This is a genomic window from Rhizobium sp. 42MFCr.1, assembly GCF_000377185.1.
GTDB classification, from domain to species: domain Bacteria; phylum Pseudomonadota; class Alphaproteobacteria; order Rhizobiales; family Rhizobiaceae; genus Rhizobium; species Rhizobium altiplani.
Genome location: NZ_KB897834.1, coordinates 1 through 25,073 on the forward strand (window position 1 = coordinate 1; position 25,073 = coordinate 25,073).

Annotated in this window: 18 protein-coding genes and 1 pseudogene; 12 read left to right on the forward strand and 7 right to left on the reverse strand. The window is 56.5% G+C overall.

All coding sequences use genetic code 11. The annotated features are described in order from the left end of the window. Nucleotides 1-431, reverse strand: a pseudogene (locus C934_RS32040) (phosphomannomutase); the annotation flags it as partial. Nucleotides 432-1,137: 706 nt separating this feature from the next. On the opposite strand from C934_RS32040, the gene C934_RS0117120 reads away from it, so the two are divergent. The 4 genes from C934_RS0117120 to C934_RS0117135 all read left to right on the forward strand — a co-directional run bounded on the left by C934_RS0117120 (nucleotide 1,138) and on the right by C934_RS0117135 (nucleotide 6,451). After that, on the forward strand, nucleotides 1,138-2,256 hold the full coding sequence (locus tag C934_RS0117120; protein WP_018857877.1) for an acyltransferase family protein: 1,119 nt from the start codon (nucleotides 1,138-1,140) through the stop codon (nucleotides 2,254-2,256). Continuing rightward, nucleotides 2,246-3,673: a hypothetical protein gene (locus C934_RS0117125; RefSeq protein WP_018857878.1), complete on the forward strand. Its 1,428-nt coding sequence runs from the start codon at nucleotides 2,246-2,248 to the stop codon at nucleotides 3,671-3,673. Before C934_RS0117120 ends, C934_RS0117125 begins: the two co-directional genes overlap by 11 nt. A 137-nt stretch (nucleotides 3,674-3,810) precedes the next feature. Next, nucleotides 3,811-5,445 (forward strand): GMC oxidoreductase, encoded by a 1,635-nt coding sequence (locus C934_RS0117130; RefSeq protein ID WP_018857879.1) that lies wholly within the window; start codon nucleotides 3,811-3,813, stop codon nucleotides 5,443-5,445. Next, nucleotides 5,435-6,451 carry an NAD-dependent epimerase/dehydratase family protein gene (locus C934_RS0117135; protein ID WP_018857880.1) on the forward strand — a complete coding sequence of 339 codons (1,017 nt, stop codon included), beginning with the start codon at nucleotides 5,435-5,437 and terminating at the stop codon, nucleotides 6,449-6,451. Before C934_RS0117130 ends, C934_RS0117135 begins: the two co-directional genes overlap by 11 nt. Nucleotides 6,452-6,553: 102 nt before the next feature. Here C934_RS0117135 and C934_RS0117140 read toward each other — a convergent pair whose 3' ends face one another. The 3 genes from C934_RS0117140 to C934_RS0117150 form a co-directional block, all read right to left on the reverse strand. Then, nucleotides 6,554-6,847, reverse strand: a complete 294-nt coding sequence (locus tag C934_RS0117140) for a hypothetical protein (RefSeq protein ID WP_018857881.1) — start codon at nucleotides 6,845-6,847, stop codon at nucleotides 6,554-6,556. A gap of 110 nt (nucleotides 6,848-6,957) precedes the next feature. After that, nucleotides 6,958-8,292, reverse strand: coding sequence for a polysaccharide biosynthesis/export family protein (locus tag C934_RS0117145; RefSeq protein WP_026371859.1), 1,335 nt, complete (start codon nucleotides 8,290-8,292; stop codon nucleotides 6,958-6,960). A 44-nt stretch (nucleotides 8,293-8,336) separates the two neighbouring features. Beyond that, a complete protein-coding gene (locus tag C934_RS0117150) occupies nucleotides 8,337-9,407 on the reverse strand; it encodes a glycosyltransferase (protein WP_018857883.1) in 1,071 nt (356 codons plus the stop codon). Between the two features lie 322 nt (nucleotides 9,408-9,729). Here C934_RS0117150 and C934_RS0117155 point away from each other — a divergent pair, with 322 nt between their 5' ends. From C934_RS0117155 to C934_RS0117165, 3 genes are all read left to right on the forward strand, one after another. Further along, complete coding sequence (locus tag C934_RS0117155) at nucleotides 9,730-10,455, forward strand: sugar transferase (RefSeq protein WP_018857884.1); 726 nt, start codon at nucleotides 9,730-9,732, stop codon at nucleotides 10,453-10,455. A gap of 176 nt (nucleotides 10,456-10,631) precedes the next feature. Next, entirely contained in the window at nucleotides 10,632-12,644 is a 2,013-nt protein-coding gene (locus C934_RS0117160) for a glycosyltransferase (protein ID WP_018857885.1), read from the forward strand. A 7-nt stretch (nucleotides 12,645-12,651) separates the two neighbouring features. Continuing rightward, nucleotides 12,652-14,319, forward strand: coding sequence for a GNVR domain-containing protein (locus C934_RS0117165; protein ID WP_026371861.1), 1,668 nt, complete (start codon nucleotides 12,652-12,654; stop codon nucleotides 14,317-14,319). A 327-nt stretch (nucleotides 14,320-14,646) separates the two neighbouring features. Here C934_RS0117165 and C934_RS0117175 read toward each other — a convergent pair whose 3' ends face one another. Together C934_RS0117175 and C934_RS0117180 are read right to left on the reverse strand one after the other, a co-directional pair. Continuing rightward, nucleotides 14,647-16,083 carry an oligosaccharide flippase family protein gene (locus tag C934_RS0117175; protein WP_018857888.1) on the reverse strand — a complete coding sequence of 479 codons (1,437 nt, stop codon included), beginning with the start codon at nucleotides 16,081-16,083 and terminating at the stop codon, nucleotides 14,647-14,649. A 181-nt stretch (nucleotides 16,084-16,264) separates the two neighbouring features. Beyond that, nucleotides 16,265-18,232, reverse strand: a complete 1,968-nt coding sequence (locus C934_RS0117180; RefSeq protein WP_018857889.1) for a hydrolase — start codon at nucleotides 18,230-18,232, stop codon at nucleotides 16,265-16,267. Nucleotides 18,233-18,516: 284 nt separating this feature from the next. On the opposite strand from C934_RS0117180, the gene C934_RS0117185 reads away from it, so the two are divergent. Together C934_RS0117185 and C934_RS0117190 are read left to right on the forward strand one after the other, a co-directional pair. Further along, nucleotides 18,517-19,842: an NAD(P)-binding protein gene (locus tag C934_RS0117185; protein ID WP_018857890.1), complete on the forward strand. Its 1,326-nt coding sequence runs from the start codon at nucleotides 18,517-18,519 to the stop codon at nucleotides 19,840-19,842. Between the two features lie 64 nt (nucleotides 19,843-19,906). Next, nucleotides 19,907-20,986 (forward strand): glycosyltransferase family 4 protein, encoded by a 1,080-nt coding sequence (locus C934_RS0117190; protein WP_026371862.1) that lies wholly within the window; start codon nucleotides 19,907-19,909, stop codon nucleotides 20,984-20,986. 15 nt (nucleotides 20,987-21,001) lie between these two features. Here the strand turns inward: C934_RS0117190 and C934_RS0117195 are convergent, their stop codons facing one another. Beyond that, the gene (locus C934_RS0117195) at nucleotides 21,002-22,024 is read right to left on the reverse strand and encodes a glycosyltransferase family 2 protein (RefSeq protein ID WP_018857892.1); all 1,023 of its coding nucleotides are present in this window, start codon (nucleotides 22,022-22,024) and stop codon (nucleotides 21,002-21,004) included. A gap of 347 nt (nucleotides 22,025-22,371) precedes the next feature. Between C934_RS0117195 and C934_RS0117200 the strand changes: the two genes are divergently transcribed. From C934_RS0117200 to C934_RS0117210, 3 genes are all read left to right on the forward strand, one after another. Continuing rightward, complete coding sequence (locus C934_RS0117200) at nucleotides 22,372-23,520, forward strand: glycosyltransferase (protein ID WP_018857893.1); 1,149 nt, start codon at nucleotides 22,372-22,374, stop codon at nucleotides 23,518-23,520. A 27-nt stretch (nucleotides 23,521-23,547) separates the two neighbouring features. Next, a complete protein-coding gene (locus tag C934_RS0117205; RefSeq protein ID WP_026371863.1) occupies nucleotides 23,548-24,471 on the forward strand; it encodes a glycoside hydrolase family 16 protein in 924 nt (307 codons plus the stop codon). A 131-nt stretch (nucleotides 24,472-24,602) separates the two neighbouring features. Continuing rightward, entirely contained in the window at nucleotides 24,603-24,830 is a 228-nt protein-coding gene (locus tag C934_RS0117210; RefSeq protein ID WP_018857895.1) for a hypothetical protein, read from the forward strand. Nucleotides 24,831-25,073: the final 243 nt, after the last annotated feature.

Consider the following 25,073-nt stretch of genomic DNA (forward strand, 5'->3'; position numbering starts at 1 on the left):
GCACTGCGGGGGACAAACGTAAAGCCGGCACGGTCGAGTTCTGTCGCGACAGTCGTGATCGCAGCCTCGTCCGTCTTGTCGATTTCTCCGTCCGGCCGGTAGAACTTGATGCCATTGCGATCGGCTGGGATGTGCGAGCCTGTCACCATGAGACCCGCGGCTTTTTTCTGAAGTCCGTAAAGCGCCAGCGCCGGTGTTGGCACCGTGCCGCAGTCGCAGACCTTGAAGCCAAGGCGATCAAGTGCATCGGCACAGTTTGCAACGATCTCCGGGCTGGAATCCCTGAAGTCACGACCGATCAGGATAGTGTCACCGGGGCGGGTCATTCCACGGTCGAGCAGATAGCGGCCAAAGGCTGTGGCATAAAGCGCCGAAGCCCGGCCCTTAAGGTCGACAGACAAGCCGCGAAGCCCACTGGTTCCGAATTTTATCACACACCAATCCTTCAATGTGCGTGTCTTAAGGCCCGGCTTCTCCTCCTTCCGGAAACGACACAACAATCTTCGATGCACAACCGCTAGTTTGCGTTTCGCTGCGTCTTTTCCCGCCAAATAAGGAATAGAACGCCCCCTATGTAGCCAAACTGCATAAGAAATATGCAAATAACGCTATAGTATAGCGTCAATGTTACTGATTTATAATGCAGGTATGTTATCAGCGAGAACGCAAGTGTAGCGACCAGAATCCGTAAATAGATGCCGGGAGCGCGCATTAATTGGACGAAACGCGTCATGGTTATTTCCAGTAATTGCATCGAAGGTTTCACGGTTAGCAGAACTTTGCAACAGAAATGAATCGCTGTCATCACTAGAAAATCGACGGTTCCGACGCTTTATGTTGTCCGACCATGGCGCACTGCAGCATTTTTACCCTTTCGCCGCGGGCCGTCGAACTATACTCGACTGATGTGAAATTGATAGATAAATCAGTCATATAATTGATAGTCTGGCGCGATCTCGGGCCGGAGACAATAGGTAAATGTGTTGCAGTTTCGCCATCATTCAAAAGTTTAGTCGCTGTCGCCTATTTTTCTGTCGCAGTGCAATATGTGTCTTTGCAAATACTGGCTTCCGGACTATTGTGCGTCGCAGCGTAGTATTCGTTATTACTGCAAATGCCAGAGACAGGAGTAAGACCGTGTCGATCGAGGAGCGGTTTGCGAATGGATATACCTCAGGCTTCGACTACCTTAGGGTGGTGCTTGCGGTCGCGGTTTTATGCATTCACAGCTTTGCGGTCTCTTATGGCAAAGCCGGTGAGGTCTTCCTGTTTCAGCCACCGCTGCGCGGTCTGATAACATTCGTTCTGCCGGCATTCTTTGCCCTGAGCGGTTTCCTTGTCAGTGCCAGCCTCTTGCGAACGCGCAATGTTGCCCGTTTCCTCGGTCTGCGGGCACTTCGCCTCGTACCGGCACTTGCGGTGGAAGTGACCTTGTGCGCCCTTCTTCTGGGGCCGGCCTTTACGACCTTGCCGCTTGCCAGTTACGTTTCAGACCCGCAGTTTTCGACCTATTTCCTGAATATTGTTGGCCATATCCAGTATCTGCTGCCTGGTCTCTTTCGTGACAATCCTTACTATCAGGCGGTCAATGTATCGCTCTGGACCATTCCATACGAGCTGGAGTGCTACGTTGCGTTGACCGTGCTTGCGGTGATCGGCTTTGTTTTTCGACCGGCCCTGCTGATCGGCGTTGTTGTGATAGCCCAGCTTGCCGTTATTGGACGCGACCTCATGCGCGGAGCGACCGACCTGCCCATGGATGGGGCCCTACCTGGTCGCATTCTTCTCTTGAGCTTCCTGGCTGGTGTTGTTTTGTTTGTCTGCCGTCAGCACATCAAGGTGACGGCACCTCGTGCGATTGCCGCAGCAGTAGTGTCGTTCGTCATGCTGAACCTCCCTTACGCGCCGTACTTCGCCGCCTTTCCTATCGCATATGTTACGGTTGCAATCGGCCTCACGAGACCGCCAAAGCATCCGTTCATTGCCAGTGGTGATTACTCCTACGGTCTCTACCTCTACGCGTTTCCGGTACAGCAGACGGTGGCACATCTCTTTCCACAACACCGCGAATGGTATCTTAACATCGCGCTGTCTCTACCGGCTACGATATTACTTGCCGTTTTTTCGTGGCACGCCGTAGAGAAGCATGCTCTCAAACTCAAGGGCCTGATCGCAGGAAAGACCGGCATTGCGCGGCAAGCCAAGCCTGCCATGGTCGCCGGTGCGCGGGTGAGTGTGGCTGGCGATGGGCGTTGAACCGATCGGCATTTTCACGATTGCGCTCGGCCTCTACTGCCTGGCGCTCGGTCAGGATGCAACAATCAAAGCCTTCGTGGCATTGACTCTGCTTGGCGCAGCAGCAGCGTTTGTGCTTGGTTCCTCCAGCGTCCAGCCCGCTCATCTTTTCCTGCTGTTCGTTGCTCTTTCCGTGCTTCGCGGCAGACGGCAAACAGGGCCACTCTTTGATGGCCTGCACTTTGGTCGTCCCGGCTTCTGGTTGGCCTGTCTTGTCCTTTATGGCGGACTATCCGCCTACTTTCTGCCGCGCCTGTTTGCCGATGCAACGACAATCATCCCTCTCGGCATCGCCGAACAGCCGCTTACTAGCGGAGTGGTTTCGCTTGGACCCGTCTCGAGCAATCTAACGCAGACGGTCTATCTGGTGGCGGATCTTGTCTGCTTCCTGCTGGTCACGACTGTCGGCTCAACGGCCCAGGGTTTCCGGGCCATTGTCATCGGGCTTATAGTCTACGCCGCACTAAACGTGGTCTTTGCCCTCCTTGATGTCGTCACCGGTGCAATCGGCGCCCAGGACATGCTGCAGTTCATTCGCAACGCGCAGTACACCTTCCATGACAACGACACGGTCAACGGCATGAAACGCATTGTCGGTTCGTGGCCAGAGGCCTCTGCTTTTGCCGGTACGACACTTGGCGCGTTCGGATTTACCGCGACCCTTTGGCTTTGCCAGCGGCATTCAAGATGCACCGGCCCGCTTGCCGTCATCTCTCTGGCATTGATTGTCCTGTCGACCTCCTCTGCGGGGCTTGTTGCCGCGCCGGTCTGTTTGGTGATCTTCTATTTCACGGCAGTGCTGCGCAGCGGCGTTGGTTCAGGAACCGGCAACAGCGCCGCTGTGACCGTTCTTGCTCCCCTCGTTGTTCTGCTTGTCGGACTGATCGTCGTGTTGCAGCAGGATATTTTCGACACAGTCCATGATTACATAGACGTCCTCGTTCTTAGCAAATCGACCTCGAGCTCGGCCATTGACCGTGGTTCCTGGAACACCTTCGGACTGCAGAACTTTTTCGATACCTACGGCTTGGGCGTTGGTCTTGGAACGGCACGAACCTCGAGCTTCCCGGTGGCGGTGCTTTCAAACGTCGGCGTCCCCGGAGCTCTCTTCTTTCTCCTTTTTGCCATAACGGCCCTCGGCCCCGGTCGCGCGCCTGCCAGAAGCTTCGTCGGCGATGTCCAGCTTGCTGCACGCAATGGATGCCTGTGCTTGCTTGCCGGCGCGCTCGTCGTTGGTCCGACAGTCGACCTGGGGCTGCTGTTCTTCATCCTGGCGGGCCTAACCGCCAGTCGTCCGGATGCTATCGCCGAGGCTACCGCACCGTTTATCCCGCTACGCCACCAGAGCGATCTGCCTGCACTGAGAGGCTGGAGCTAGATGTCTGGCAAGGGCGAGGCGACTGAGATGATGGGGAAAGACCCGCGTAACCAGTCCCTGGCAACGGGTAGTCGATCGACCGAGAAAGCGGGCAATGCACCGCCATTTTAGAAACGACACGCAAGGGGTGATGGGCGATGCCAATTATTGATCTGCAGCCTGGCGATACGGTGGTCCCGCTGCTTCGTTGTGATGTCTGCATCGTAGGTTCAGGACCGGCCGGCGCGACGCTGGCGCGTGAACTGTCCCATTCTGGATTGAATGTCGTGCTTCTGGAAAGTGGTGGCGAGCGCCGTGATCCCGATAATGACACGTTGAACGATATTGAGAATATCGGGCGCCCGCGGGTTAGGGACCAATGGTCCGTGCGCAACCGCATCCTTGGCGGCAGTTCGCATACCTGGGGCGGTCGGTGCGGCCCTTTCGACGCCATCGACTTCGAACAACGCGACTGGGTTGAACATTCCGGATGGCCAATCGCCATGCGCGATCTCGACCCATACATGGATCGAAGCGCCAATCATCTCGGACTTGCACTTGGTAACGGCTACAGCGACCAGCGCTTCTGGTCGATTGCAGGACGCAATGCGCCGAAGAAAGAGGTTTCCGCCAAACTGCTACTGCCCTTCTTCTGGCAGTTCAGCAGGGATGACGCGGAGTCTTACCCATTCGAGTATATGCGGTTTGGGCGGCACATAGCCAAGCACCTCGGTCCCAATGTCACACTGGTAACAGGAGCGACTGCGCTGCGGGTGCTGGCAAACGAGGCGCGCACCAAAACGCGTGGCCTTGAGTTTGCCACAGGCGACGGACGAAAGCATAGCCTTGTCGCAAGCTCTGTAGCGCTCTGCGCTGGAGGCATTGAGAATGCTCGCATTCTTCTCAATTCCCACGACCAGGATCGCAAAGCGCTCGGCAATGATCGTGACCGGGTCGGCCGCTACCTGATGGACCACTTACGTGGTCCAACTGCGTTTTTCTCGTTAAGCGGTTCGAAAGCGTTGCGTCGCAGATTTGGTCGCTACAACGTTCGCGGTCGCTTTTTCCGTGCTGGGCTCAGACTGAGCCCGGCAGTTCAGCGAGACGAGCATTTGCTCAATTGTGCAGGCTGGCTGGGAGAAGTGCTTGCGCCTGATGATCCCTGGGACGCATTGCGGCGCCTGGCGGCACGAAAGCCGAGGCTGCCCGAGGACGTTGTCAGCGTGGCGCGCAATGTCCCTTTGATGGTTCAAGGAGCTGTCGATTATTTCGGAGCGCGGAATGGCCTGCCGCGCAAGCTGCAGGAGCTTACGCTCGATTGCATGTGCGAGCAGATGCCCGATGAAGACAGCCGCATGAGCCTGTCGGATCGTCGTGATCGCTTCGGGATGCGCTTGCCCAAGGTCGATTGGCGCAGCCATCCGGTCGAGGCGCGCACCATGCATCGCATGGCGGAACTGGTCGCAGCCGAATTCTCCAGAATAGGGTTTCCAGACCCTGTTCTGGCCGACTGGGTGCGCGACAAGGCGCCCATCCCTGCAAGCTTCGTCGATGTTGCTCATCCGACCGGCACAACGCGCATGTCAAGCGATCCCGCCAAGGGGGTTGTCAACGTCGATTGCCAGGTTCACGGCGTCGAAGGCCTCTATGTATCCGGAAGCTCGGTATTTCCGACCGCCGGACACTGCAATCCGACTCAGATGATCGTTGCCATGGCAATTCGTCTCGCCGACCATTTGAAGGACAGGTTGGCGCGTCCAATCCTTGCGGAGGTGACCGCGCATGCCGGGTGAAACCATTCTCGTAACCGGCGCGACGGGCCGGATTGGTCGCTTCGTTGTCGCCGACCTGCTTGAACGCGGCTATCGCGTGAGAGCGACCACGTCGCGAGAGCCGCCCCGCGACGACCAGGGGCTTGAATGGCGTCAGGTTGACCTTGCAAGCGATGAGGATCTCAACACTCTCGTCGAAGGCTGTGCCGGGGTGATCCATTTGGCCGCCGAAATCGGCAAGAAGGATCGCATGAGACCGCTGAATGAAAGAGCGACCGAGCGGCTGGCGCGAGCTGCCGAGAATGCGGGCGCAAAGGCCTTCTCTTACACGAGTTCGATCGCCGTCTACGGAAGCGGTCGCGCCGTTGAGATTTCGGAGAGCTCACCGGTTCTATCGGTTGATCGCGATATCGCCTCGGAATACTGGGCGCTGGATTACGTGCGCGAATATGGCCGCACCAAGCTTGCCGGCGAGATGGCGCTCATGCGGGTCGCCAGCCGCATGCGATGTACAATTTTCAGACCAGCCGTCGTTGTCGACGTCGGCCAGATCATCGGCGTTCGCGACTGGAGCCTGTTCAAGCGCATGCTCGCATCGCACCGTCACGCTCATCACATTTATGTCGGCGATGTTTCCGACGCTCTCATCTGGGCGATCGAGGAGGGGCTGGCGGGCAAGGGCGAGGCTGGGCGGGTCGAGATATACAATATCGCGGAAGACGATCGCGATTTGCCGAGGCATATTGATTTCATGCGCAAGGCTTTCGCGGCAAGCGGTGACCGCCGCTACCATGTCGTTAGTGCTCCATGGATCATCGACTGGCTCCATGACTTCTTACGCTTCCACACCCTGCCGATCAGAAACCCGCTATGGCGAATGCGCTTTTCCGGCGACCGCCTCAAGCAGGCCGGATACAGGCTGAAATTCGGGATGGCAAAGGCTGAACAGCTCGCGCTCGCCAGATTGGCGAAAGAGGCCAAGACAGGGGCGCAATCCGACTTTGCCCGACGACGCAGCCCAGTTTGAGGATTTGCCACCAGCGGTGCGAGATCAATGTCCAGTGCAAAGTTCAAGCAATCGCACGACTTGGCCACGATGTTTTTCGGAGCCCGCTATCAAATCTGCCGGTCAGTCGGCATGATATTTTGATTGTGCCTGTTGGGGAGCCCGCTTTTCGGCGTCGCTTTCCCGTCGCGTATAGAATGAATGCAGGAGCACGTGGGTGAAGACATAGCCTGCTTCCAGCACGACGGCGAACACAAAGCCCCAGGCGATCGCATGCATGAGAGGGCTGCCATTGGTATAGCTGACGCCAGCATAGGCGATCATCACGACCAGAACGATCAGCGCGAATATGAGGACAGGCACCCGCAATGCGCAGATTGCGCCGATCAGAAACGAGACTAGTAGCGCCCAGCCCATCGGTTGCTCCGACCTCCCAATCGAATTCCCCCCTAACCGGATATAATCGTGTATCTCCTATGCTGAGGCAAGCTCAAATTGCGTTGTTATGCGATACAACAACCAAAATCTCAGTTGCTGCTGACGTCCGTCGAGACAGCCATTGGCTCTTCCCGCTGCTCGACCCTAATCATGTCACCCGGCATCACCGGATCATTTTCGCTGACGACAAGTGTCTGCATGCTGCCATCGACTACCCGGTTAACCGTCATCAGGAAGCTGTAGGGATTCTTTTCCTCAGCGAGGGAAGCCATTGCAGACGGGGCGCGGACCTCGAGGTTCTTCAGCTGGTCGCGTGCCGTCTTGGTTTTTTCAGTGTTTGACGCAAATCTGTCGCGCAGTTCGGCCGCTTCCGTCAGCGCGCTGACACGATAGCGATTGTGCACGTCGGCAATATCCTGATCCACCTTGGCAAGATCCTGCTCGGTCTTGAGCGTCGCCAACGAAACGTCCAGATTGCGACTTTCGAGTTCAGCGACATTCTGGTTGGCCCCGAGCTGACGAGCCGAAACCGTCAACCCTTGTGAGACAAGCTTGTTGACCGAGTTTAGATCCTTGCTCGCCAGATCGATCTGCTTTGCAAGTGAGACAGCTTTCTCATTCAACGCGTTGATCTGGTTGTTGGCGAGCACCTTGGCGCGGTTCAGCGCATCGATCTCTGTCGTCATCGAATGCTGGCGGGTCTCAAAGAGTGACTGTTCTTCGTCCATCATCTTCGAGAAACGCGGCTCCTTGGCCCTCGACATGAGCTCTTGAGGAAAGACCACCGACGAGCCCCCGTTTAAAACGGCCTCAACGCGAGCCTGTCGGGCAATAAGACCAAGTCTTTCGGCTTCCAGCTCGCGCACCTGGCCCCGGCTCGACAGAGCGTCGCGTTGCAAACTGATCATGCTGGCATCGGTCGAACCGATCCCGCCCGCCATACTGAGCGCCTGTATGACGGTAAGACCAGGGCTGTAGTTATATTTGCCCGGATGAGCGACCAGCCCGGTCACGAAAAGCGGGCGATATGACGAGATTTCGACCGAGGCGCTTGGCCGCTTCTGCAAACCGACCTCATTTTGAAGGCGCAGTCCGATCGTTTCCGATATCTGCTCGAGTGTCTTGCCTGCAACCGGAACGTTACCAATGATTGGCAGCGACAGGTTGCCGGCTGAAGAGACGACGAAATCCCCTGTCAAAGGGGCCCACTCGAATGCCGTTCCCGTGCTTGGGCGCCATTCGTAGACACGTACCTTCAAAGTGTCCTGAGGCCCTGGGACATATTCGTCGCCGGCTTGGGCGCCAGCTGCCACGGCAAACGCCAGAAATGCAGCCGAGGCGGCCACCTTGCGGTTTCGCCTGTCTTTCCCGCTCGCCGAAAGACTTCGTCCTTGGACCCGTTCGCGTAAGGAGAAAAGCCGCATCCTGTTACTCCGGTTGAAATTGTCTTTGCATTTCGTCTCTTGCGTCAGGCCGATACAGCCAATGTGGCGCCAGTCGCTCGGGCGACGTAGCTCCGGAAGCGATCCACGAAGACGTCCCGTCGAAAATCAGCCGCGCGAGACAGGGCGTCTGCAGGGTTGAAGTCCAGACGCTCCATACGTTCGACTGCATCAATCAGCGCCTCGACTGTCTGCGTCTGAAAGAAAACCCCTGTCTTGTTGTTGACGACAGTTTCAGTCGCGCCACCGCGCCCAAAGGCGACGACGGGTCGCCCGCTTGCCATAGCCTCGACAGGCACGATCCCAAAGTCTTCTTCGCCGGGGAATATCAGGCCCTTGCATCGGGCGTAATGATGGCGAAGCGCATCAAACGGCTGTGCGCCAAGGATGGTGACAGTCGGACCCGCAATTTTCTTGAGATGGTCGAGCATTTCGCCGCCACCAATGACCACCAGCTTGGCTTTCATCCGGTTGAAGGCTTCGACCGCCAGATCGGGCCGCTTGTAGCTGACGAGTTCTCCGACCATCAGATAATAGTCCTCGACATCGGCGGCCGCCACTGGTCGGAATGCCGTAGTGTCTACCGGAGGATTGATGACGGTCGCCTCGCGGCGGTAATAGCTCTTGATCCGTTGGGCAACAGTTGTCGAATTGGCGACAAAATCATCAACGCGATTGGCCGTCGCGACGTCCCATGTCCTTAGATAATGCGCCATCGGGGGCATCATCATGCGCGTCATCAGACCGGAACTGTCGTAATATCTGTTGTACATGTTCCAGATGTAGCGCATCGGCGAGTGGCAATAACAAAGATGCAATGCCGGTGACGTCGGTATGATGCCTTTGGCTGGGCCGGATTCGCTGCTGATGACGAGGTCGTAGGCACCGAGATCGATTTGCTCCAGCGCCATGGGCATCAACGGCAGGTAGCGTTTGTACATCCGTTTGGCATAGGGCAGACCGCCAATAAAGGTTGTCTGTATCTTGTGCCGTTTGATCTTGTCAGAAATGGCCGCAAGATCACAAACGTGTGTATAGATATCGGCGGTCGGGAATATATCGCATAGTGCTTCGAGAACTTTCTCGCCACCGCGCATCCCAACGAGCCAGTAATGAATAATTGCTACTCGCACGCCAAATCCCTCGAGATATAACAATCGAAATTATCGCGGCGTGCATTGCGGGTGTAGTTCTTGCCATTGTCTTGATTAAAAACCAGACTATTGGCAATTATATTAGGCAGTTAAGACAGAAATATGATCAACAAGTGACATCTATATCCCGCGCTGCACAGTTATATAGTGCAGCGCAATAAAATTATTGTCAAATCGTTTAATACTTGTTAGCTTTCCAGTGCATGCCATGATGGCATTGTCTGCAACTGCCCGAGGTCTTTATGTTTACGAGGGGAATACGCAGATGAGGGAAATTGATCTCGGTCGAAATTTCGACAGGTTCAACAATGCGCCGCTGCACTCTCGCAGAGCGATCTCCCGAAAATCCGATTTGTTCGGACATAATAACAGATCCGCCATCCTGGACGGCGTCAAATACGCGATTGATGCAACAATTGCGAGCATAGGGCTTTTCGTCCTTGCGCCAATGATCCTGATGCTTGTTGCGGTCCTTCTGATCGTACAAGGGCGACCAATATTCATAGCCCATCGTCGGATCGGAAGGTACGGTGTGATGTTCCCGTGCCTGAAGTTCAGAACGATGGTCAAGAATGCCGACGAGGTTTTAAAGCGGCATCTGGCGGCCAACCCTTCGCTAAGGGCGGAATGGAACGCAACCCGCAAACTTAGGGATGATCCGCGCGTAACACCGCTCGGCGCGCTCTTGCGCAAAAGCAGTGTCGATGAAATTCCCCAGCTCTTCAATGTCATCCGCGGCCAGATGAGCCTCGTCGGACCGCGGCCGATCGTTGCAAGCGAGGCGGAACTTTATGGTTTGTACTATGCCGATTACATGAGGGTTCGTCCCGGTGTTACCGGCTTGTGGCAGGTCAGTGGCCGGAGCGACACGAGCTATAACGAACGCGTCCAACTCGACGTTCGCTATGTCGAAGAACAAAGTGTTCTTGGCGACATGTCGATCATGCTGAAAACGATCCCAGCGGTGCTACGCTCGCGCGGCAGCTACTAAAATCCTAGCGGCGCGTTATCGCGCCCTCCATTCAATTCCTGTGTAGAGGTGCGTGCTGAAACGCAGGTGCGGTTAATTGCGCGCGGATGTCACGTGATACAAGGTAGAGAGCGAATTGATTTGATGCACTTCAATCGGCCCGCGACACGATTTGGCGGTGGCCAGGGGAACTTTGGATGAGCGCGAGGGAATTCGCAATCAATGGCCGCTTTCTCACGCAGGACGTAACCGGTGTCCAGCGCTACGCGCGCAATGTCCTCGGCGCGATGGACAAATTCACGGCGGCGGACGGGGCAACCCTTATCGTGCCGACGAAGACGGCAGAGCCGTCGCTACAGCGAATGAAGCTTGAAAAAGGCGGTCAATTGAGCGGTCACGCGTGGGAGCAAATCGAGCTGCCGTGGCTGAGTAACAATCGCCGGCTTCTCAATCTGTGCAACACGGCCCCGGCGGTAAAGGCCGACCAGATCGTTTGCATTCATGACGCGAATATCTTTGCTGCGCCCCAAAGCTACAGCCGATCGTTTCGCGCACTTTACCACAATCTCCAGCCATTGCTTGTTCGGCGATCTCTACGGATCGCCTCGGTCTCCCATGCGGCTGCGCGACAGATAGCGCGACATCTGCCAATTCGTCTGTCTGATATCGCGGTACTTCCAAACGGGCATGAACACGCATTGAGCTGGAACCCGGACCTGGCCGACCTCGCGCCGAAAATGCTTTCTTCGACCGGTGCGGTTCGGCCGTTTGTCCTGGCTCTCGGGTCGCGTGCGCACCACAAAAACCTGTCACTTTTGATCGATATCGCGCCCGAACTTGACGATATGAACCTCGATGTCGTCATTGCTGGCGGGGGAGACGGCGTATTTACCGAGTTAGCGCTCCAGAGCCGACCCAATGTTCATTTTCTCGGGCGCGTATCCGATCACGACCTCGCCTATCTGTTCGATCGGGCGCTTTGTCTTGCGTTTCCTTCGCTTACGGAAGGTTTCGGATTGCCGATCGTCGAGGCAATGGCGAGATCCTGTCCCGTCATTTCATCGCACTGCGCCAGCATGCCGGAGGTTTGCGGCGAAGCTGCGCTGACAGCTTCCCCATTTGAACCGCGCGAGTGGATCAAGGCGATCCGCACCCTCGTTGCGTCGGTGCATCTGCGTAGCGACCTGGTCGGTCGGGGACACGAACAGGTTCAACAATTCTCATGGGAAAAGGCGGCAAGCGGCTATATCGAGCTTCTCGACAATCCAAAGACCGAGCTGAGAAGTCACAAATCTGTCGATCCGAGCGGGCCGCATGCCAGCGTGGTCTTCGCGACCCGAGGCCGCCCGGAGATCGTGGCGGCCAGCGTGCGCCATTTTCTTTCGACCCAGACACTGAGGCCCGACGCAGTGATCGTCTCCTGTGTCGATGCATCAGATGCTGGGGACCTCGCGGATCACCCCGGAGTCACAATCGTCACCGGTCCGCCTGGGCTTGCCGCACAGCGCAACACCGCGCTGAAGCATGTGGCATCCAGGACCGAGATTGTCGCTTTTTTCGACGATGATTTCATTGCCGACAAAAATTGGCTGGCGACCGCAATCCAAACCTTCCGCGATGAAAGTCAGATCGTCGGTTTTACCGGGCACGTCCTTGCGGACGGCATCAAGGGGCCCGGCATTTCCTTTCAAGATGCCGTTGATCTGGTCGAGGTCGGCCACGCGGACGCCAAATGGTCGGAACCGTTCAGTCCCTATGGCTGCAACATGGCCTTCCGTTTCTCGGCAATTGGCAACGTCAGCTTCGATGAGCGTCTCGTTCTCTACGGATGGCTGGAAGACCGTGACTTTGCAGCAGCACTTGCAAAGCACGGAGGCCGGCTCGTCAAATCGGCTCTCGCTTTTGGCGTCCATATGGGTGTCAAGAGCGGCAGGGTCAGTGGGGAACGGCTGGGATATTCGCAGGTTATCAACCCGCTCTACATGATGACCAAGGGCACGATGAGCCTTCCTAACGTCGTTGATCACATCTTCCGCAACACAGCCAGCAACTTCAGTCGTGCCGTCTGGCCCGAACCCTTTATCGACCGGCGCGGTCGCGCCCGCGGCAACCTGATGGCCGCCTTCGACGCCCTGCGTGGCAAGCTCGAACCGGAACGCGCCGCTGCGATAGCAATGCCAAGTCTGCCAGCAGAACCTCTTGAACGCTAGGAGCACGATGATGTTCAACAGACCCCGCCCTATTGATGTAACCTCGAGGCTTTGGCGGGTAAACGAGACGCAATCCGATGTGACTGGCGACGGGCCAATTGCTCTACTGCGCGCGTTGATCGATCTCGGCGCACGCCACAAGGTCCCGCTTTTGGCCTGCAGCGCAGCTGGTCTCCTGGCTGCTGCGCTCTATGCCCATTCCTTGCCTCCAACCTATCAGGCTACGGCAACGCTTCTGCTCGAACCGCGCCAGTCGGCAGCCTCTGGTGGCGAGTTCGGGGCGCAGCAGACGCTGGATCTCAATCGTGCCGACAGCGAACTCCAGACCATTAGGTCGGAGCGGCTGTTGTCAGCCGTGTTTGAAAGCTTGAACCTCAAGGATGACCCCGAACTTGGTCGCCGACAGCCGGGCCTGCTGACCAGGTTACTAAGTGGTCTGCCGTTGCTCGCAGGACAACGCGGTAGCCAGAGCGCAACGGTCAGTCGCGTAGAGCCAGGCGCGGCCAATACTACGATCGAGCTTGCAGATGAAGCGGACCGCGCAGCTTTTTTGAGTTTCATGTCTCGTCTTAACGCGCGTCGCGTTGGTCAATCCTTCGTTATTGAAATCGAATATTCGTCTTCGGATCCGAAGCTGCCGGCTCGCGTCGCCAACGCAGCTGTTTCGGGCTATATCTATCAAACTGTGGCCTTCAAGGAACAGATTGCGCGCGCAGGCACGGAAGCCTTGCAGGGCCGCCTCGATTCGCTTGCAAGGCAGGTCGATGCCGCGCGCGAAGCAATGCACGAGGGCGCGCTGCCGGCAATTGCAACGCCTGATGCCGATGCTCGCATCATCGGCGCAGCCTTGCCACCGCTTGGACCTTCGGCTCCGCGAAAATCCCTTATTGTAGCTCTTGGCGGCGTTCTTGGATTGCTGATCGGTTTCGGTGTCGTCTTCGTGAGAATGGCGCTCGATCGTCGCGTTCGCAGCGCCAAGGAACTGGCGCGCGAGATTGAGGTCCGCTGCCTCGGTTCGATCCCGGACGTTCCAGGCGCAGAAGGTGTTCCTTGGCATATTACGAGCCCGCAGCAGCAAAAGTTCGTTGCCGCCATTCGCGATCTGCGCACCTCGGTCGAAATTGCCTGCACAAGCCTGCGCAATGAAAAGAGCATCGTGATTGCCATTGTTGGCTGGACGCCAGGTGCCGGTGTGTCGACGTTATGCGCCAGTCTGGCGCAACTCATCAGTCGCGGCGGTCGGCACGTGACATTATTCAAGGCTGCTGACGGCGAAGACGCACGGGCAAGTGGAGACAATCTCCCGGCTGTTTCACTGGCCGGCGCCGCATTTGCGGGCCTGATGCCAGAGCAACTGTCGTTCGAGGACGTCGGTGGGGTTGCCGTCCTGCCGATCCATTCGAGAGACGCGAACGCCAATCTGTTTACAGACTTCCGCAATCCGCGTGTGCGCCGCATCTTCGAAGCGGCACGATCACGAGGCGACGTCCTTCTTGATCTTCCGGCACTTCGCCATTCCATGGATGCGCTTGCACTTGCAAGCTACGCGGACGTCGTCCTCGTTGTCGCGCGCGCTGGCAAAACAACGATCGAAGAGGCATCGGAGGCTGTTCAGCTGTTGCGACGCGCTGGCGCCAATGTAGTCGGAACCGTCATAAATCGCACGCGAGGTTGATTGGCTCTTGGCTCTCCTGGATGACATGCAGCTCAGGATCGCGAGATAGCGTCTTTGGCTAAAAAGGCGCCCGCGCTTTCGTCCGGTCACCTCCCTTGAGATGTCGAAACAGTCAAGCATGGTGATCCGGTCTAATCGTCAGAGGAACAGCCCGGTCCTCCGATCGTATTCAACCGGCTTCGGCATCGCGATTAATGGAAGAACATCATCGCGATCGACTGGTCACACCAATCTAAGTGGGTTTCCTTAGCTACCTCCTGTTTTAAGTCAAACCGCGCCAGGCGGCTTACGCAAAACATAAGAACATGCCGACCGCCGACCGCACTCTCATCGATCAATGAGCTCTAGCCGGCCGCCCCAGGCAATAAGCCTCACACCAAGCAATAGCAACGCGGCGGCATAAGTTGCTGTCCCGGCGGCAACGACAAGGGCAAGCTCGACCACGTGCGGATAGTTTCGTCCCGACAGTTCATCCCGCAGAATCCAGACGACCGCGGCCATGGCGACGGCGGCAGCGGCCACCTTCCAGAGGTTTTTCAGCTGGGCAAGAATTGCAACGTCAAGAAGGCGACGGGCTTCGTTGAGGTAGAAGCAAAACATCAGCGCCGACAGGGCAATTCTTGCGATGCTCACACCCGTAACCGTACCCAAGTAAAACCCGATCGAAATCAGAAGCACGCGAAAGCAAAGATCGACGGCGTTCAATCGGAAGATCACATGCGGCTGGTCGAGCGCAACGCTGACCGATGAAAGCGTCTGGAAGTAGGGGATCGGCGCAACAGAAAGCGCAAGCAGGCTAAGCAGCGGGGCCGCATGCTCCCACTTCGCACCAAGCAGAAGGTCGGTGGCAAGGTCTGCCGTCAGGGATATGCCCACACAGGCGGGTGCGGAGATCAGCATTGCAAATCGTGTCGCCTTCAGGAAGGCATGGCAAACGCGCGCGCGATCTGCATTAATTTGCGAAAACGCTGCCATGACGGGCTGTAAGGCCGGACCAATCAGGCTTTGTGTGGGTATGACGGCGACGTCACTCGCCACGGCATAGCGTCCAAGTGTTGGACGATCAGCAAGCGCGCCGATCAAGAACCGATCGAATTGCCAGTTGAGCGCCGATACCAGTTGGGCTGACGAAAACCAGCCGATGAAGCCGGCAAAGTCAGGCAGTCGCGCAAGGGAAAAGGCGGGACGATAAGGGGCAAGAATGTAGGATACGACTGTGGATGCAAACGAAGCGATGACGAAGTTGGCAACAATCGCCCAGTAGGCTCCGCCGCTCAAAACGACGAGCATCGCGATGATGGCCGCCACCAGCTTGCCTGACGATTCCAGAATAAACGTCTGGCGAAATCCCAGCTGACGCGCGAAATTGACCATCGCGGGACTGGTCAGCCCCCTGGAAATAGGTCCAAGCGAAAGGACGGCAACAAGGACGACCAAGTGGCTGTCGTGATTGATCCACGAATAGGGCCAGGCGGCTGCCAGAAGGATGGTCCCCATAACTGCGCCTCGCATGAGACCAACCGTAAAGCCAGTGTCCAGATGGCTCTTGTCGATGGTCGGAAGCCGCACAAGGGCCTGTGTCACGGGAACCTCGAGCATGGTGTCGACAACCACCACCAGCGATGTTGCGAGCGCGGCAAGCCCGAAATCGGCAGGCGTCAGAATGCGGGCGAGAACAAGAAGGGTGAAGAAGTCGATTATTCGCCCCACAAAGCGCGAGAAGACGAGCCAACCCGCTCCCTTGATTGTCTTTACCGCAAGCATGTCTTACTCCGAAATCCCTGAGCTCCGGCCAGATCGCGACCTTGTGCCACAACATATTCTTGTGAAAGGCCGCCGAAGGTTTTCGCGCCCTGCACTGGGGTCATCCTCCCGCGTGATGTCTGCGTGGAGCCGGATCGATCCGGCAGCTGATCCCACAACGCTCCTCCGCGTCGTCGTTCCGCTATTTGAGGCGTGCCGACACTCCCCTGACAATGTGCACCATCTCCAGGGCGGTTAAGAGTGCGCCCTTCAGGAGCGGAAAATCGCGGGCAATGGCGCCTTCGCGCCAAAGCTGCGATTTGACCGCAGTCAACCGTTTCGCAAGATCAGGAGCCGTCGATTGCTTCAGGACATAGACGCTCTCTGGGCGGCCAAAATCGACCGAACGGGCCCCGACTCCCAATGCCATCATATCGAATGCTCGGGGATTGGTAATGGCCCGTTTGAGGCGCAGCCAAGCGAGGTCGGCATCTGACATGATCTCGGCGCCACTTCCGATCCGATCAATGTATTCGAGGACGCCCGCAAGCAGCAGATTTCCGTCAGCCGGATCAAGCTCGCCGTAGGCGAACTTGCCGGCATTGCTGTAAACTCTCCCATCGCCCGTTTCACTCAAATGCCGAACGGAGGGAATTGCAGGTTCAAACAGGCTCTCGATAATCTGCCAGTAGCGCAGGATGACCGTCTCGACCCTCAGCGGGTTATAAAGATCCTCCTCGACAACCAATCCCGTGACCTGCGGGAAGTGATCCTCGCTAAGGCCCTTGTAATTGCACCTTGCAAACTGGATCGTTTCGAATGTCCGCTCGGGCATCCCGGCAGCGACAAGACGCTGCGTGCTCCCGTAAAGACCAGTGTCACAGAGAATGATACGCGACGCATCACCGGCAATCTGGTCCAGGTGGCGCTCAAACAGCTCGTTCTGTCTCGCAATGTCGTCAAGTACCCCACAGCCTTCAGGGGTGTCGATCATCGCAAAAAAGTGGCCAGGGTCGAAGGGAAGTTGCCAAGGTCCGGCGAGGTCATACGTACGGCCGCCGAGTGCATTGGCAACATCGGCAAAGGTGTTTTTCTCAAACTCCCGACCGAGTTCGTCCAGGACAGCGGGGCTTTGCTTCATGAATGCTGCACGTGCCGCCACCAGGCGCGAGATAAGGATGTTTTCGCGGCGGATTTCAAGCGGCAAGTCAAGCTTGGCAACCAGCTTTTCGAACGCTTCCCTGATGCCGATACCGCCGCGTGCGCAAAACAGCAAAGCGGCATCGCCCCGCGTTTCTGCTTCTCTGGCATAGAGCCATATGTAAAGGCAAAATTGCGCAACAATCGGCCCGAACACTTCTCGCCCGAAGGCTGCACGATCGTCCATGTCAGGCATACGCCCCGATGTGCGCATGATCCCTTTTCGAACGCCGCGCATGGCCTCTGCACGGGCGCCATCGGCCCGCGCGGCGAGGCGTTTCAGGCGTCCCTTGGGAAGGTGCAGCGCATTGATGCCCATGGTTCTCGGCACAGCGCAATCAGCAAGATAATCATCACCGAGATGCAGCAAGCGCGACGGTGTAACGCCTTCCTTGTCGAGAACCCGTGAAAACAGTCCGCCAAATCGCTTGCTTTCTCCAACATCGGCGCTGGAATAGACGTTGTCGATCAAACCTGGACCGTGAAAGTAGTTGATCAATTCGGTTAGTTGAGGTGTCGGCAGTGCCGTATCGGAAACGGCGACGACGCGAATGCCGGACTGGCGATGCAAGCGCAAGACTCTGGCGAGCTTTTCGTTTGCCGACAGCGAAACCTTTTCAATGGCCACCTCCAGCGCGATGCGCTGCTCGAGCAGTCGTTCGGGCAGGCCAAGCATGCCAAGTTGGCGCTGGATGATGTCAACAAGCCGGACTTCGCCAGCACCACCGCCAACGTTGAGCGCACGATAGGCGAACCGCTCAGCCAATTGCCGGGTTCGAAACAGATGTTCCGAACTGATCAAGATTCCCTCATCCCGCAACAAACGCGCAAAGCGCTGCTCGGCCTGCATCAGGCGCGATCTTTGCGATCGCGACCGACGCAGCAGCAAAGTGTCGAACACGTCTGTCGAGATGAGATCTATGCCGTCCAATGGACCATGAAGGAGATGGGCGAGGCTTTGCCGCAGCACTGGATAACCCTTTGCCGTCGATCAGCCCTGCCTGCCCTTGGACAGTTTTCTTGCAGTGGATGCACTGCAGCAAGGCTGTTTCTTTGAATTCGCAACCGCAAAAAGTCTGCCGCATTATTTGATGTACATCAAGTGAAAAGTTATATTTTATTTTGCAGTGCAAAAGCGTTGCCAAAACTACTCAGGTGCTTATTGTTTTTGAGACGTTGTGCTTGAGATATCGACTCTTTTTCAATTGCACTATACTGTACCGTTCTACTGGCAAGACAGTTCGGGGGCGCTTAATGGATGACGTAAGCCATCATTCCTCACTCATGCCCGCAGTGCAGCAATTTGATGTCATCGTGCTCGGCGCCGGCATTTCCGGCCTCGTTGCAGCATCAATCTTGTCGGCTCAAGGGAACCGTGTCGTCGTCGTCGACGAGTATGACCACGTCGGCGGAAACCACATGGACTGGTCTTCGAACGAAGGCTACACATTCGACGTCGGAAGCCTGATTTTCCAGGACGATTCCCCTCTGCTGCGGCACTTCCCGGAGCTTCTTGAGCATTATGTCCCGATCAGTCCGACCTGGGGAAGGCTAAACCCGCAGGGAAAGATCACCGTCTACCCGATTTCCATACGCGACGACATTTTTGGCGCGGGTCCAATCGGCCTGATGCGGATTTTCGCCTCGGTCCTCTATGCGCGCATATTCTGTCGCCGGATGGTGAATGCGAGAGACTTTGCGCGTTATTGGATCGGCGGCTATCTCCTGCACTGGTCCGGGCTTGAAAGCTACATGCGGCGCTTCTACGGCCTCAAACCAGAGGAGATCGATCTCGATCTGGCCCGTAAGCGCATGCTTTGGATCGCCGAATATGCCTCGCTCACCAATCTTTCGCGCCGTTTGTTGACGCGCAAGCGAGCGAGCGGGCCGACGAACCGCCAGATGGCACGTCCCAGGGAAGGTTTTGCTGCGCTCTATGGTGCAGCTGTGTCCAGGCTAGAAACCTGTGGCGTTGTCTTTAAGCTGTCGGCCGAAATGCGGCAGCTCCACAAGAGCGATTGCGGCTATGAGCTGCTGCTTGACGACAGCTGCTTGGGCGGGACCAGGGTTGTTTCCACGGTGCCGATCAATGTCGCCGAACGGATATGCGGCAATGGACAAACGTCCGCACTGAAAACCATTACCCTCATAACGCTGTACTTTAGCTTTGCTGGTGAGCGAGGCTTTCCGCAAGCGATCATTTATAACTTCTCGCACGAAGGGTCGTGGAAGCGTTTGACCGTATATTCGGACTTCTACGGGCGCGTTGGCGAACGTGAGTATTTTGCAGTGGAGGTCATTGCCGGCACTGTCACGTCGGCCGAACACGCAGAAGCTGACTTTCGCCATCACGCCTGTGCAAATGGGTTGTTTCGAGGTGACCTAAAACTCGAGGGTAGCCACGTCCTGACGAACGCTTATCCGATCTACAGCAAAGGTGCTGCCCAGACCGCGGCCCAGGCGATCAAGCGATTGAAAGGCTTCGGCATCGAATCAATCGGGCGCCAGGGCGGATTCAACTACCAGCCGACCGCCCGGGTCTCCGCCATAGATGCCGAGGCTGCGATCACCAATCCTTGAGACCGGAAGGTGCTTAGTCGACTACCGAATGGACGGTGAAACATCAGATGACGAGAGGTCCTCGATGCGCATTCTACATATCCTCAATCACACTCGACGCTTAAACGGGCATGTCCATGCGGCGGTTGATCTTGCCTGCGCACAAGTTCATCTCGGCCATCAGGTCTATATGGCAAGCGAAGGAGGAGACTTCGACGCGCTACTGAAGGCAAACGGCATACAAACCCTTGCTGTCGGTCACCAGAGAAAAATACCAAGCTTGTTGAGGGCGCTTTCTCGTCTGAATGGCTACATCAGACAATACGACATCGACGTCGTTCACGCGCATATGATGACCAGCGCGGTTATCGCCTTCGCGATCTGCAGATTGCGGCGCATTCCCCTTATTACGACAGTTCATAACGAATTCGAAAAAAGCGCAACGCTGATGGGCTTGGGAACACGCGTGATCGCCGTTAGCGATGTAGTTGGCGCATCCATGCGACGCCGTGGCGTCCCGGAGTCCAAATTGAAAGTGGTTTTGAATGGCACGATCGGATCAAGTCGATCCGAAGGACGCAGCGAACAGCCAAAGACGCTTTGCTCCCCAAGTATCCTGTTTGTTGGTGGGCTTCATCCGCGCAAGGGCCTCACCGATCTTTTTGATGCCTTTGAAATTGTTCATACGTCCTTCCCGACCGCACACCTCTATATTGTTGGGGACGGCCCGCTTCGCGAGGAATACAAGGCGAGTGTAGCCGCGCTCCGGAGTGCATCGGCAATCACCTTTGTCGGCCCAATCACCGACCCGTATCCATATATGTTGGGTGCAGACATTTTCGTCCTACCCTCGCATGCCGACCCAGCGCCACTCGTGCTGTCGGAGGCGCGCGAGGCGGGCTGCGCAGTCATTGGCTCTTCTGTCGATGGAATACCCCAACTTCTTGAGAACGGTGAGGCCGGGCTCTTAGTCCCACCCCGCGACCCAGCCGCCCTCGCCAAGATGCTTGGCCACCTTTTGGAAGCGCCGGAGCGGATTGCCGACTGGCGACGTAAAAGCCAGCTTCGGATTGAACACCTGACGATAGAGCGTGTCGCCAGGGAAACCCTAGAGGTCTATTCATCGGCGATGCCACGCGACAAGGTAACTGCCTTGGCCACATGATGCTCGGTTTTATCGTTAGCTTGAATAGGCTCGTTTCAAGCGGGACCGCATCTGGCGGGACCGTGACGGATCAATCCGGATGGCGGCCAATTGCCGTGCCGTGGCATTCGGAAGTAGGAAAAGAGCAAGGCCAAACAGACAAAGAGCAACTCGCTTCGTGCCCATGTTCTCGCGCATCACCGCGCCGATGTAAGCCGAAACCTGGCCGATGCTCGGCCTCTTGCCGTCAGCGACGATGCTCATCGTATTGAGCTCCATCACGTATGCGTAGTCAGTGCGAACCTCGACCCTGTCGGCTCCGGCACATCGGGACTGTACAAGTTCGGCAAGATGATGGAGGCGGCCCATGAACCGGTCCACATGAGTCTTCATTCGTGTTGAACTCATGTCAGAGAAAGCTGACAGGTTGGCGTTGTGAATCCTATATTTGCCGAGTGCCTTGTCGATCGAAACGACCCTTCCGACGAAGGGGGCGAGCAGGTAAGAGACGCCGTCGATAGCACCCTCATAGGTCATGTCCCCCAGACCGTCATAGACATCCCTCCGATAGATGTTTCCAGACGTCGGTGGTGTGTCGTAGTAGCCTTTTTTTCGAATGGATTGGATAAGAGGTTCAGAATCGGCGGTAGGCTGAAGCGAAGGAAACGCATTGCCGATTGGCCTGCCCTCCTTGTCGATTGGCAAGAGCATAAACTGGATCTTGGAAACGTCTGGCCGCAGATAGGAAGCTATCTCGGCGAGCGCGCCGTCACCAAGTACATCGTCAGCATCAAGGAAGTAGATGAAGTCGCCTCGCGACAACGACAGGCCGTTTAAGCATGTTTTCAGGGATCCGCGATTAGCTGTGCGCACCGCAATAATCTTATCGCCGAATTCCTGGATTTTTTCCCAGGAGTGGTCGGTCGATCCATCGTCGATCACTATAATTTCGAGATTGTCAAAGTCTTGCGCAAGAACGCTCTGGATGCATTCAGAAATGTACATTTCGTAGTTGTAACAAGTGATTATGATGCTGAGAAGCGGATGGACTTTTATCATCTTGCAAACCTTCTCTACTCAGCTTATGTTGCAAAGCAGCATACCAAGTGCAGTGCAAGACGTCCATAGAAATAACCTTGGGCGATGCAATATAGATGGCCAAAACGGCTGTGTTTTAAGGCGTCCCGAAGTATGTCGGAGCGAAGTAAGTATTATTGCCATCGGCATTTACCGTGGCATTCTAGACGTTGCCTGTGGTGATGTTGTCAGGCGCTACCAGGGCTTCGCTCGCCGCAGCATGATCGCAGTCGATGCGATCTGCAGTTGATGAAATGCTTGCCTTTTTAGGTGTCTGGTGCGCGTGTGCCGGCACATTAAGCTCTCTTGCCTTTTGGTCCGGAGGACAAATGGAAATGCAAGTCGGCCTGCCAGTTCGCGATCAATTCCGGCGTCGCCTGAAGGTCCTCTATATCCAGCCGGGAACAAGTTCATTTGCCGGAATAGAGCGGGTCGTCGATGCTGTCTGCACGATGCTCGCTGACCGTTTTTCCGACGATTTCGAGGTTGACGTGCTTTACACCTCGGTTCACAAGAACCGGCCAACGGAGGCTCGTGGTTACAACGTCATCGACCGCGTCGCGCATGGGCGCATGGACTTGATGCGTATTTTCCGAAACGTCATCAAGTCAAAGGATTACAGTCTGGTCGTCGTCCCTCAAATCGAGCCGACAGTCATCTGCATGGCGGCATGTATTGGCTTGAACCGCCGATTTGCCGTCCATTTGCATGGAAATCCGAAGCGCGAGGCCGACCATCTCAAAGCGAAGATTCTCTTCCTCCTGATGCGCTACTATTTCCTGTCAAGAGTGTCTCACGTTTTCGGCACCTCGCCCAGGCAGCTGGAATCCTTCAAGGAGATGTTCAACAGCAAAATCCCACAGGTGTGGGTGCCCAACCCCGTGCGCGCCTTTGATCTTTCTGAAACGACTTCTTCTGCAGAAGTCACGGGTGTCGTCACATTCGTCAATGTCGGTCGGTTTGCCTTCCAAAAAGGTCAGGACATTCTGCTTCAGGCATTCTCCCAACTCGTCAAGATCCGACCGAACGTTAGACTGAGGATTGTCGGATACGGTGCTGGCGAGTCGAACCTGCGCTCCGAGATCTCAAGGCTCGGGCTAGACGGATCCGTCAGTATCGAGCACCATCCCACCAGCCCCCAGCCGGCGCTTGCCACGAGCGATGTGTATGTCTCGACTTCGCGATGGGAAGGGTGGTCTCTTGCGATCTGTGAAGCGTTGAGGTTCGGTTTGCCGGTTATCTCGACGGACTGCGAATTCGGACCAAGTGATATCCTGGTAGACCCCCGCCTCGGTCGCCTCGTACCTGCAAGCGGCAACGCGGCCCTCGTCGAGACGATGGCATATTACTGCGACAACCTTTCAACCGAAAAATCGCACTCCGACTTTCGAAAGACTTTTATCGACAGGTACAGTCCCGAACGCGTCGTGGAAATTCACGCGCAGGCCCTTCGGTCCGCCGCCAGGGCGTTTGCTTAACGTCAAACGTCGATACGGAGAATTTGCATGGAGTCTTCTCTCTCACGACGCGGATTTCTACAGGCCTCTTGTGCATGGCTTGCATTCCAATGCGATGATGGCACTGCCGCAACCGCTTCTGGCGATGATCCGACAATGGGCAGGGAGATCGTCTTCGAGGATAGATTCAATTCAATCGACTGGTCTGTCTGGGACGCCGGTCCGAAGGCGACGACAGCTGCAAACGGGTTCTATGGTCGATCAGCATTTGCCACCAAAGATGGCGCGGAGGGCTTCAATCCTTATGCCATCGTCGACGACGCGGCGGCAGAAGACGGCAGGGCTCTGCAGATATCCGCACGATATATCGGACGGCCAATGAACGTGCCAAACTACTACGGCAACAGCTTGCCCGAATTCCAGTGGATTTCCGGGAACCTGCAAACCGCGAGAAAGGACGGGGTCGTCCTCAAGGGATGGCGCAAGGGATATTTCGAGACGCGCATGCTCTTTCCGCGCCATCCGTTGAGCTGGCCGGCATTCTGGATGTTGAACGGCCGCAGCATCCTGGAACCAAAGACAAGCATCGAGCTTGATATAGTGGAGCATAAGGGTTGGGAGCCCACCGTGTACGGGACGTACCTTCATGAATGGGGCGGGCCGGATGAGGGCGGGCAAAGCACCGGCGTTGAGACGCCTGTCGATATGACGGCGGGTTATTGTCGCTACGGCATGCTCGTCGATGACACGCGATGCGTCCCGTACTTCAATCGAAAGCCCGTCACCGACACGAAGACGGGAAAGCCAGCTGATTGGCCAATCACGCGTGCCGCACGACTGGACGAGGAATTCGATGTGTTCTGGCCACTCTTGACGCTTGCATTGAGGTCCGACGTCCGGTTTCCGCAGCCTTTGCAGGAGGCCGACGAGATCACCTCCATGCGCGTCGATTATTTCAGGGTCTACGCGTAAGGCGGCCTTGAACGTTCGCCGAAGGCGCAGGGCCGGTCATTGTCATTTGCAGGCTGGTGGACCAGAGAGCCGCCACATGGGGAGACCGAAGGCCTCCAAATTCAATCCCTACGGTCATGAAGGAGAACATTATGGATAGCAGTGACCCGGAAACCAACAAAAGCGTTGATGAAATGGCGCACTTTGCTGCCTCAGTACTGAGCTCGGCCACGTCCTCCTCCGTTGAAATCTCAAGTGCGAGAAGTGTTCTGGTCGAAGTCAAGCGCGTCTCATATCGTCTTGCCACCGATGAGGATGTCAAAGCACAGTATCAGCGACTCGCGCAGGCATGTGCCTCCCGCAAGATGGCCGTCGGCTGAAGGAGGTGAGGGCTGATCGTCGGTTAAACAAATCAAGCCCATAAAAACCCTAATGCTGCTTTAAGGTATCAACTGGAAAAGTTGGGCGCGATTACGCTCCTCATCGTGGAGACGAGCTATCGGTGCGAATCGCGCTGCGTGCCGAGCTTGGGGATGCGGCGATGGCTGTAATCGAAGCGCGAAACGCCTCAGAGGCGTTGTGGAACTCCATCGAGGCTGTGTTGAGCCATATCCGCAACCATT